Below are 10,759 nucleotides of genomic sequence, written 5' to 3' on the forward strand. Positions count from 1 at the left end.
CCCGTAATTCTATTATCATACCTCGTCAAAGCGCTTTTTCCAATAGCTTCGGCTTAGCGAATATCATCCGGCCCGCCGAAGTCTGCAGCACGCTTGTGACGAGCACTTCCATCGTCGTTCCGATATAGTCTCTTCCGCCTTCCACTACGATCATCGTGCCGTCGTCCAAATAAGCGACGCCTTGTCCATGTTCCTTGCCATCCTTGATCACCTGGACGATGATTTCTTCTCCCGGAAGCACGACCGGCTTCACGGCATTGGCCAGATCGTTGATATTCAGGACGGAGACGCCTTGCAGCTCGCACACCTTGTTCAGGTTGAAATCGTTCGTCACCACTTTGCCCTGCATCGCCTTGGCCAGCTTGACGAGCTTGCTGTCCACTTCGCCCGGCTCTTCATTCGCTTCCTCGTAGATCAATACTTTGACGTCGAGTTCCTTTTGGATTTTATTCAGAATATCCAGTCCTCTGCGTCCTCTATTGCGTTTAAGAAGATCCGAAGAATCCGCGATATGCTGCAGCTCTTCCAATACGAATTCGGGGATGACTAGAGTCCCTTCGATAAACCCGGTTTTGCATATGTCTGCAATCCGCCCGTCGATAATGACGCTCGTATCGAGAATTTTATGCTCCTCGTACCTCGGTCCTTGCTTCTCCGCGGATTCGCTCCTTCCGCGTTCCCTCATCAAGCCTCCGAGCTCTTCCTTTTTGCGCAAGCCGATGCTCAATCCCATATAACCGAGCGTAAGCGCCGTTCCCGCCGCCAACACGTGCCCGATATACGGAATGTCCGATACGTACGGATACAGGAATGAAGAAAGTGCGAGTCCGCATATTAATCCGACCAAGCCGGACAATATATCCGGCATAGGATAACCGGACAGCCTATCGATTCCCCGTTGCAAAGATTTAGCCGTCGGAGTGGCGATGGAAGTCGCGAGCAGAAATCCGGCGCAAGCCCCGACGACGGCGCTTAAGGTGCTCCCCGCACTGCTTGATGGGCCTAGCAGCGATCCCATCCACGGAGTCTCCGCCGACATTTGCGAAGCCGACATCTGTTGGCCCAATAACGCGCCTATAAGAAGGCCGATAGTCTGAATCATTCTTTTCATGATCATTAAAAATCACTTCCTCTCTGGTCATTGTTCAGAATCTCGTTAGTAGTATGGGCCAATTTTTCAATTGCTAACCTTCCCGCAGCCCGGTTCTTAAAGTTTCTTTAAAAACGTTTCTTGTTTTGAATTCTCGCAGCCCTTGTTCTATAATAAAGAAGAAAAAGTAAATAAAAGGTAACCGAGGTGGAACGGATGAGCGCACCTACGCTTCAACAATTTCAGAGTCAGGTGTCGGAATTATTGCTCCGTCATCGCAGTCTGCTCGATGTTGTCACGAAATACAGCCAATCCAATGCCTCCGTCAATCGGTCCGTATCGAAATCGATCACGGAATGCGGTTGCATCGAGCTTAACGCGCGTAACCAAGGATTTTCCGCGGAGATGCCCCTCGATCAGGCCAATCGCCAATCGAAATCCCATATGGAAGGCAATCTCTGCGAACAATGCCGGGACGCCATCAAGAATGAAATGGGCAAAAACTTATTTTATCTGTCCGCCATGTGCAATCTGCTCGATATCAGCCTGGAGGACGTCGTGGCTCAGGAAGCGGATAAATGCTCGACGCTCGGATGGTTTAATCTCACCTAATGTCGCGGTTTACGGTAAGCCTGAACGCCAAAAAGCAGCCCCCGAGCAATCGGGAAGGCTGCTTTTCATTTTTATCGAATGGATTTAGTCGGGTTTACGCGCTATGTTCGGATCTTTCTTCTTCCTCGGCTTGTCTGCGTTTAGCCCTTCTTCTCGATGGGAGGAGCGCTTCAACGTTTTTTTTTAAGCCCCACAGCGCATAAAGGAGCAGCAGCGCCAGAATTACTTTGGGAATCGCCTGTTGGAACATATACGCGAGAATCGCGGCGCCCAGTACAACGACCGGAATCGCCCAGAACGCCTTTTTCGGCAGTCCCAGCTTCTTGAAATTCGGATATTTCATATTGCTGACCATCAGGAACGACAACGCGAGCGTGCTGATCAGCAGCAAAGAATAATGCAATTCGCTGTGGAACAGCGCCAGCGTCGCCAGAACGCCGCCCGCGGCAGGGATCGGCAGCCCGATAAAATAGCCGGGAATCCCGTCGATCACGTTAAACCTGGCGAGCCTTAACGCTCCACAGATCGGGAAGATCGCCGTAACGATCCATGCGAGAGCCGGATTCACGCCCTGAAACGCCGCTTGATACATGATAAAGGCCGGCGCTACCCCGAAAGAGATAACATCGGAGAGAGAGTCCAATTCCTTGCCGAATTCACTTTGCGCATTCAAGGCGCGCGCCACGCGCCCGTCCAAACCATCCAATAGCATGGCAATAATTACGAGCAACGCTGCTGTATTCGAACTATTCGTTTCATTATTGAATGCTAATATGATGGCGATTACGCCCAAGGTCAAGTTGCCTATGGTAAATAAATTCGGTATTGATTTCGTAATCATGTTTGCCACCTCGACTTTACTATACCCTATTAGCCGGTTTATTAAGCGCCGACCGGTTCGTTCTGGATATCTGCCCAGAATATCCATACAGAACATTTCCAATTGTATTCCCCTTATATCTGTCTGTCAATAAACACCTGCTCCTGAATTCTTTTCAAACCATCCCTGATCGCCCTCGCGCGGACTTCCCCGATCCCGTCTACTTCGTCCAGTTCTTCGGTGGAAGCCATGACAATATGTGGGAGCGTCTTGAAACGATCGACCAAATTATTCGTGATGACCGCGGGTAATCTCGGGATTTTGCTTAATAACCGATATCCCCGAGGGAAAAGCCCTTCTTCCACGACCGAACTTAACGAAGGGTACCCCAGAATTCGAATCAGCGAAGTCGGATCCAACAATTCCTCGGACGAAAGCTTGCGAATGGCCGTTTGGATTTCGCGGACTTTGGCTTCCCCGTCCTCCTTCGCGTAATCTTTAAGCAACAGCCATGCTTCTTCCTCTGCCGAACCGACAAGCTCTTCTTTCTGCATGCTGATCAATCTGCCTTCATTGCCAAGCTCAAGCACGTAACGATTAATTTCGTTGTTGATCCGCAGTACCATCTCCGCGCGTTGAATGACGTGGGCAACTTCATACATCGTAACCATTTCTTCGAATTCCAATGCAGATAGATTGGTCAGCGCTTGCGTGAATACCACCCGATACCTTTCCAACGTCTGAATCGCCTGGTTCGCTTTCGTCAGAATGACGCCCATCTCTTTAAGCGCATATCGCAATTGCCCCTGGTATAACGTAATGACATTGCGGCGCTGGGAGATCGATACGACTAGCTTGCCGGTTTGTTTCGCGACCCGCTCCGCGGTCCGGTGCCGGATTCCCGTCTCCGAAGACGGAATCGACGAATCGGGAATGAGTTGGGTATTGGCATATAATATGCGCTTCACGTCTTCATTCAGAATGATCGCGCCGTCCATCTTGGCAAGTTCGTAAAGATAGTTCGGGCTAAAATCGCAATCGATGGAGAACCCGCCGTCCACGACCGCCATCACTTCGGGGCTATAGCCGACGACGATCAGCGCGCCCGTCTTGGCCCGCAGCACATTCTCCAGCCCGTCCCGGAACGGGGTTCCAGGGGCGACCATCCGCAGCAGCTGATTCATCGTCTTCTCCTGCAGGTGTCGTTCTTTTTCCTTAGGATCTTTATCTTTATTTTCTTTCATATGATTTATCCCCCCTATTCCAATGCGGCCTTGAGCGCTTCCGCGACCGTCTTCACTCCGATTAATACGATGCCTTCGGGCGGCTGCCACCCCTTCATGCTTTGTTCTGGCATAATAACCCGCTTGAAGCCCAGCTTATGCGCTTCCTTCACCCGTTGTTCTGCTCTGGACACCGCGCGCACTTCTCCGGTTAATCCGACTTCCCCGAATACCGCGTCGTACGGCTTTGTCGGTGCGTCTTTAAAGCTGGAAGCCAGGCTGACCACGGCCGCTAGATCCGTCGCCGGTTCGTCCAGCTTCACGCCCCCGGCTGCGTTCAAGTACGCGTCCTGATTCTGCATGAACATGCCCATTCTTTTCTCCAGCACGGCGATGACAAGCGCCATTCGGTGATGATCGAACCCGGACGCCATCCGTCGCGGGGACGGAAAATGGGTCGGAGATACGAGCGCCTGCAGTTCCACAAGAACGGGACGGGTGCCTTCCATGCTGGCTACGACCGTCGAGCCGGCTACGCCGAGCGGCCTCTCCGACAGAAACAGTTCGGAAGGGTTCGTGACTTCCCTTAGCCCTTCCTCCTTCATATCGAAGATCCCGATCTCGTTCGTAGAGCCGAAACGGTTCTTCACCGCTCTTAAAATTCGGAAAGTATGATGTCTCTCACCTTCGAAATAGAGTACGCAATCGACCATATGCTCGAGCAGCCGAGGCCCGGCGATGGCGCCTTCCTTGGTGACGTGCCCGACGAGCACCGTCGCTACCCCGTTCACTTTGGATATGCGCATGAAATGCGCGGTGCACTCCCTGACTTGCGCAACGCTGCCGGGCGCCGACGCGATCTCTGGCCGGTAAACCGTTTGTATGGAATCGATGACGAGGAAATCGGGCTTCACATCGGTGATCGCTTCTTCGATCACTTCCAGATTCGTCTCGCAAAGCACGAATAATCTATCGTTCAGAGCGCCTAATCGGTCCGCCCTAAGCTTGGTTTGACGAACGGATTCCTCGCCGGACACGTACAGTACCCTCAAGCCTTGCGAGGAGAGGGAATAAGAAGTTTGCAGCAGCAATGTCGATTTCCCGATTCCAGGGTCTCCGCCGACAAGCAGCAGCGAACCGGGAACAAGTCCCCCGCCCAGAACCCGGTTAAGCTCCGACATTCCCGTCTCGATTCGCGGTTCTTGCCCGCTTTCTATATCTATGATCGCGCGTGCTTTTTCTTTCGTCCGAGTCAATTCGCTCCTGCCTACCGGAGCCTTGATCTCCGTCTCGGTTTCTTCGACCATCGTATTCCACTCGTTGCAGCCTGGACACTTGCCCATCCATTTCGGGGACTCCGTCCCGCATTGGGTGCAAGCGAATTTTATTTTAACCTTCGCCATGGGATAGGCCGCTCCTTTAGTAAATAATGAAAAAAGATGGTTGTGTCTCCATCTTAAGATTCTACCATTTCCATCAGTATAGAGAAACCTGACATGCCGCGAACGGCAAAATAAAAACCTCCGAACCCCGATAAACGGGGTTTGGAGGTTGGAGTTCGAAACGATCGATCAGGAATCAGGCTTTCGATAATTCAATTTCGCCCTTCTGCTTAACAACAAGATTTCCGTCTTCCTCGTCGATGATCAACGCGTGGCCTTTGGAAATTTTGCCGAGCAGCAGATCTTCGGACAGACGATCCTCGATATGCTTCTGAATCGCTCTGCGAAGCGGCCGTGCTCCGTATTGCGGGTCGTAGCCTTCCTTAGCCAAGAACGCTTTAGCCGCGTCGGTCAGCTCAAAGCTGACGTTGTGCTCGACGAGACGTTTGCGAAGATCGTCTGCCATCAGCGTAACGATCTGAGCGATATGCTCTTCGTTCAGCGGGTGGAATACGATAGACTCGTCGATCCGGTTCAGGAATTCCGGACGGAACGACTTCTTCAGTTCGGCAAGCACTTTTTCTTTCATATTCTGATAATCGCGTCCGGCGTCTTGGGCGGCTGTGAAACCGAGCGTCGAGTTTTTCTTGATTTGCTCAGCGCCGACGTTGGACGTCATGATGATCAGGGTGTTGCGGAAGTCGACCGAACGTCCTTTGGAATCCGTCAGACGGCCGTCCTCAAGCACTTGAAGCAAGATGTTGAACACTTCCGGATGAGCTTTCTCGATCTCGTCGAGCAGCACGACCGAGTATGGCTTGCGGCGGACTTTCTCCGTCAATTGGCCGCCTTCATCGTATCCGACATACCCCGGAGGCGCTCCGACAAGACGGGACGTGGAGTGTTTCTCCATATACTCCGACATGTCGATGCGGATAACCGCGTTCTCGTCGCCGAACATCGCTTCCGCGATCGCGCGAGCAAGCTCGGTTTTACCTACGCCTGTCGGTCCGAGGAAGATGAAGGAGCCCATCGGGCGTTTCGGATCTTTCAGACCGGCACGGGCGCGGCGGATGGCGCGAGATACGGATTTGACAGCCTCTTCTTGACCGATGACGCGATCGTGAAGAATGCTTTCCATATTCAGCAGGCGTTCCGTCTCTTCCTCGGCAAGCTTGCTGACCGGAATACCGGTCCAGCTCGCCACGACCTGGGCGATGTCTTCAGGCGTAACCTCGGAATCGGTGCGGCCTTGTTTTTCTTTCCATTGGTTTTTCGTATAGTCGAGCTCTTCGCGGATTTTCTGTTCCGTATCGCGAAGGGCGGCCGCCTTCTCGAATTCCTGGCTTTGGACGGCGGCGTCCTTTTCTTTGCGGATATCCTCGAGTCTCGTTTCCAGCTGTTTCAGATTAGGCGGTACCGTATACGAGTTCAGCCTCACTTTGGAACCTGCCTCGTCGATCAGGTCGATCGCTTTATCCGGCAGGAACCGATCCGGAATGTAACGGTCGGACAATTTAACCGCCGCTTCGATCGCCTCGTCGGTCATTTTCACGCGGTGATGCGCTTCGTAACGGTCGCGCAGGCCGAGCAGAATTTGAATGGCTTCTTCCGGAGTCGGCTGATCCACTGTGATCGGTTGGAACCGACGCTCCAGGGCCGCGTCCTTCTCGATATATTTGCGGTATTCGTCCAGCGTTGTCGCGCCGATACATTGCAGCTCGCCGCGTGCAAGCGCAGGCTTCAGAATGTTAGAAGCGTCGATCGCGCCTTCCGCGCCTCCCGCACCGATCAGCGTGTGCAACTCGTCGATGAATAGGATGACGTTGCCCGCTTGACGAATTTCGTCCATGATTTTTTTCAAGCGATCCTCGAATTCGCCGCGATATTTCGTGCCCGCCACGACGGAGCCCATATCGAGCGTCATGACGCGCTTATCGCGCAGCGTCTCGGGAATTTCGTTGTTGACGATTCTTTGGGCAAGGCCTTCAGCGATTGCCGTTTTACCGACACCGGGTTCCCCGATCAGCACCGGGTTATTCTTCGTGCGGCGAGAGAGCACTTGAATGACGCGCTCGATTTCCTTCTGCCGTCCGATGACCGGATCGATGTTGCCTTCTTTCGCGCTTGCGGTCAAATCCCTAGCCAGACCATCGAGCGTCGGCGTGCTTACGTTCGACGAAGGGCCATGGTTCTGGGATACGCTCTCGTTGCTTCCGAGCAACTGCAGCACTTGTTGCCGCGCTTTGTTCAAGCTGATTCCCAGATTGTTCAGCACGCGAGCCGCGACGCCTTCCCCTTCGCGAATGAGGCCAAGCAGAATATGCTCCGTGCCCACATAGGTGTGGCCCAGCTTACGAGCTTCGTCCATGGACAGCTCAATCACTTTCTTAGCCCGCGGGGTATAAGCAATATTCGTCGGCTGCTCTTGTCCGCGACCGATCAAGGACTCGACTTCATCCTGGATCTTCTCGAGACCCAGTCCAAGCGCGATCAGCGCTTTGGCGGCGATGCTTTCCCCTTCCCGGATCAATCCGAGCAGAATATGTTCCGTACCTATATTATTGTGTCCCAACCGCACTGCTTCTTCCTGAGCCAAGGCCAATACCTTCTGCGCACGTTCCGTAAACCTGCCAAACATCATGAGACACACCTCCTAATAAGTTAAGAATAAAACATTTAAGAAAGAGTTACCAGTCGCGAACGGATTAATTCCGCTCTCGATCTGTCCCTGTCTTCCGGACTCATCGCTTCTCCGAACGTCATCTGAAGAAATCCCGGCTGCATCGAGACAAGCAGTTCGTTCAAGACGAGCGAATCCACTTCGGGAAGCAGTCCCAAATGGTAACCTAGCCGAACGTCGGATAATCGCTGAGAAGCTTCCTTCGTATCCATGATTCTCGCCTGCGTCAGAACGCCGAACGACCGGCGTACCCGATCCTCCACGCGAAGGAAGGATTCGTCCAGCAGTTTGCCTCTGGCAGATCTCTCGTGCTCGATGATCTGGCGCGCGACCTGGAACAGATTTTCGATAATTTCTTGTTCCGATTGCCCGAGCGTCACTTGGTTGGACACTTGAAACAAATTCCCCGTCGCCTCGCTGCCTTCGCCGTATACTCCTCTGACAGCCAGCCCGACTTGAGTCACTGCGGACAAGATCCGATTGATTTGTCCCGTCATTACAAGCGCCGGCAAGTGCATCATGACCGAAGCCCGAATTCCCGAACCGACGTTGGTCGGGCAGCTCGTTAAGTATCCATGCTTCTCATCGAACGCATAGTCGACCTGCTCCTCGAAAATATCGTCGATTTTGCTGGCCGTTTCCCATGCTTCCCTAACCTGAAATCCCGGGCTTAAACATTGAATGCGCAAATGGTCTTCTTCGTTAATCATGATGCTGATATCTTCGTTCGGGCTCAGAATCAAAGCCGAATTACGCGATTCGTTCGCCAGGCTCGGACTGATAAGATGCTTCTCCACCAGAACGAGCTTCTCCAGCTCCGTCAGCTCCGACATTCGGATCTGCTCGATTTTACCCAGCCCGTTGAGCCTGCCGCTCTCCGCCACGCAGAGCAACTGCTCCATCGCGGATGACGATTGTTCGGGACTAGCCATTAGCGGAAACGGCTGGTTGCGCAGATTGCGCGCGATGCGCACGCGGCTGCTGATGACGACGTCAGAATCGGGGCCTTCGCCCTTCATCCATTGACTTAGCGCTTGTTTCGTAAATTTTTTTTTGGCCATCGCTATTTCCCGCCCCTCAACCGCTCATTTCGTTCTCAAGCTCGCGTATCCGGTCCCGCAACTGCGCCGCCGTCTCGAAATCCTCTCGCTCGATGCGGCCTTGCATTTCCTTCTTCAGCCGATCGATTTCCCTCTTTGTCTGAAGATGGCCTCCTGCCCGCTTAGGCACTTTGCCGACGTGAACCGTATTGCCGTGGACTCGTTTCAGAAGAGGGTCAAGCCGCTCGGAGAAGTGCTTGTAACAATCGCTGCAGCCAAAACGGCCGATCTTGCTGAATTGCGCGTACGTCATGCCGCACGTATCGCATTTTACCGCCTGAGGCCTCGCGGCCGGATTCGGATTATGAGGCTCGAAATCGAGCAGGCCCGACAGCAAGTTATGGATGGAAAAGCCGCTCGAGGTTCCGGGCAACAGCTCCCCTTTCTCCCTTGCGCACGTTTCGCAGATGTGAAGCTCGGTTTTCTCCCCGTTTACGATCTTCGTAAAATGGAGAGTTGCCGGGCGTTTGCCGCATTCTTGACACTGCATGGCATCATGCCTCCTTCCTATTTCGCGAGCAAGGCGATCAGCATCGCCTTGAGCAGCTTCGCCCGGATTTCATCCCGGACGGGCAGCTTAAGCGCGAGCACCTCGCGGGACACGGCCGCCTTGAGCAGATACGCTTCCCGCTCAGTCACGAAACGGGCTTCCGCCAATTGGTAGACCAGTCCTTCCGCCGTCGTCTGGTCGATCCGTTCTCCCACCGTCTGCCGGATATGGCGCTGAACCGCCTCGAGCGAGGGAAGGCTAACGCGTTGTATACGGATGTATCCGCCGCCTCCGCGTTTGCTTTCCACGAAATAGCCCTTCTCGAGCGTAAACCGTGTGCTGATCACGTAATTGATCTGCGAGGGCACGCAAGAGAACCTATCCGCCAGATCGCTTCGCTGAATCTCGATCGCGCCTTCCGAGCTGTTCTCCAAGCTTTGCTTCAAATATTGTTCGATAAGATCGGAAATATTACGCAACGTCCAACCTCCTTTCGTCGATGACAAACCGGCATATGCCGAATGGTCAATCAGGGGCGGATCTGACTTTGACTTTCTTTGACTATAGCCTCATTATACGCCTAATTCCGAAAAATGCAAACGTCCCCCTTAATGTGCCGCAAATATGGGCGCTCCATTCGATACATCGCGATGCGCGGATGGGCGGAGGGGCAGCGGCGTATGTCGTGATTCGTGGTTAGTTGTATTTCGTACAACTAATTCAAGCGGTTGGGCGGTCTGAGGGGAATTAGTTGTATTTGGTGCAGCTAATTCGGGTGGTTTAGTGGATACGGAGCAAAATGGGGCGATTTAAGTGTTGAAAATGCAACTAATGTGCTTTGGCCACGCGAGAACGGCGTAATTACTTGCAGAAAATACAACTAATTGCGGATGGACGGAGGGGCAGCGGCGTATGGCGTGATTCGTGGTTAGTTGTATTTCGTACAGCTAATTAGATCGGCTGGGCGGTCTGATGGGGAATAGTTGTATTTTGTACAGCTAATTCGGGTGGTTTAGTGGTTTCGGAGCAAAATGGGGCGATTTAAGTGTAGAAAATGCAACTAATGTGCTTTGGTCACGCGAGAACGGCGTAATTACTTGCAGAAAATGCAACTAATTGAAAACAACAAAAACACCCTCCGGGTCGGAGAGTGTTCTATATTCGGCTTATGCCTTGAAAACCGGATACGAAACAAAAGTGTGGAGCGAAAGAAGGTGAAGTATCATTGTCTTACCAGGCCAACCTGTTAGGATAAGCCCTCGACCGATTAGTACTCGTCAGCTCCACACGTTACCGCGCTTCCACCCCGAGCCTATCAACCTGGTGTTCTTCCAGGGGTCTTACGAATTGGGAAATCTC

The 10,759-nt window shown here is 52.9% G+C and carries 9 protein-coding genes and 1 rRNA gene; 1 reads left to right on the forward strand and 9 read right to left on the reverse strand.

All coding sequences use genetic code 11. The annotated features are described in order from the left end of the window. Window positions 1-25: 25 nt before the first annotated feature. Window positions 26-1,114: a PIN/TRAM domain-containing protein gene (locus FPZ45_RS23170; protein WP_425457045.1), complete on the reverse strand. Its 1,089-nt coding sequence runs from the start codon at window positions 1,112-1,114 to the stop codon at window positions 26-28. Window positions 1,115-1,306: 192 nt separating this feature from the next. Between FPZ45_RS23170 and FPZ45_RS23175 the strand changes: the two genes are divergently transcribed. After that, window positions 1,307-1,702, forward strand: a complete 396-nt coding sequence (locus FPZ45_RS23175) for a nucleoside triphosphate pyrophosphohydrolase family protein (protein ID WP_144706983.1) — start codon at window positions 1,307-1,309, stop codon at window positions 1,700-1,702. Between the two features lie 94 nt (window positions 1,703-1,796). Here FPZ45_RS23175 and pssA read toward each other — a convergent pair whose 3' ends face one another. The 8 genes from pssA to FPZ45_RS23215 all read right to left on the reverse strand — a co-directional run. Then, window positions 1,797-2,543, reverse strand: coding sequence for a CDP-diacylglycerol--serine O-phosphatidyltransferase (gene pssA, locus FPZ45_RS23180; RefSeq protein WP_144706985.1), 747 nt, complete (start codon window positions 2,541-2,543; stop codon window positions 1,797-1,799). 113 nt (window positions 2,544-2,656) lie between these two features. Beyond that, on the reverse strand, window positions 2,657-3,766 hold the full coding sequence (disA, locus tag FPZ45_RS23185) for a DNA integrity scanning diadenylate cyclase DisA (RefSeq protein WP_186438530.1): 1,110 nt from the start codon (window positions 3,764-3,766) through the stop codon (window positions 2,657-2,659). Window positions 3,767-3,780: 14 nt separating this feature from the next. Next, on the reverse strand, window positions 3,781-5,148 hold the full coding sequence (gene radA / locus FPZ45_RS23190) for a DNA repair protein RadA (protein ID WP_144706987.1): 1,368 nt from the start codon (window positions 5,146-5,148) through the stop codon (window positions 3,781-3,783). A gap of 175 nt (window positions 5,149-5,323) precedes the next feature. Then, window positions 5,324-7,771 carry an ATP-dependent protease ATP-binding subunit ClpC gene (gene clpC, locus FPZ45_RS23195; RefSeq protein WP_144706989.1) on the reverse strand — a complete coding sequence of 816 codons (2,448 nt, stop codon included), beginning with the start codon at window positions 7,769-7,771 and terminating at the stop codon, window positions 5,324-5,326. A 35-nt stretch (window positions 7,772-7,806) separates the two neighbouring features. Then, the gene (gene mcsB / locus FPZ45_RS23200) at window positions 7,807-8,871 is read right to left on the reverse strand and encodes a protein arginine kinase (RefSeq protein WP_144706991.1); all 1,065 of its coding nucleotides are present in this window, start codon (window positions 8,869-8,871) and stop codon (window positions 7,807-7,809) included. A gap of 16 nt (window positions 8,872-8,887) precedes the next feature. Next, the gene (gene mcsA / locus FPZ45_RS23205) at window positions 8,888-9,400 is read right to left on the reverse strand and encodes a protein-arginine kinase activator protein McsA (RefSeq protein ID WP_144706993.1); all 513 of its coding nucleotides are present in this window, start codon (window positions 9,398-9,400) and stop codon (window positions 8,888-8,890) included. A 17-nt stretch (window positions 9,401-9,417) separates the two neighbouring features. Further along, the gene (locus FPZ45_RS23210; protein WP_144706995.1) at window positions 9,418-9,879 is read right to left on the reverse strand and encodes a CtsR family transcriptional regulator; all 462 of its coding nucleotides are present in this window, start codon (window positions 9,877-9,879) and stop codon (window positions 9,418-9,420) included. A 768-nt stretch (window positions 9,880-10,647) separates the two neighbouring features. Beyond that, window positions 10,648-10,759, reverse strand: a 23S ribosomal RNA gene (locus FPZ45_RS23215); the annotation flags it as partial.

This window comes from Cohnella terricola (assembly GCF_007786475.1).
Taxonomy (GTDB): Bacteria; Bacillota; Bacilli; order Paenibacillales; family Paenibacillaceae; genus Cohnella; species Cohnella terricola.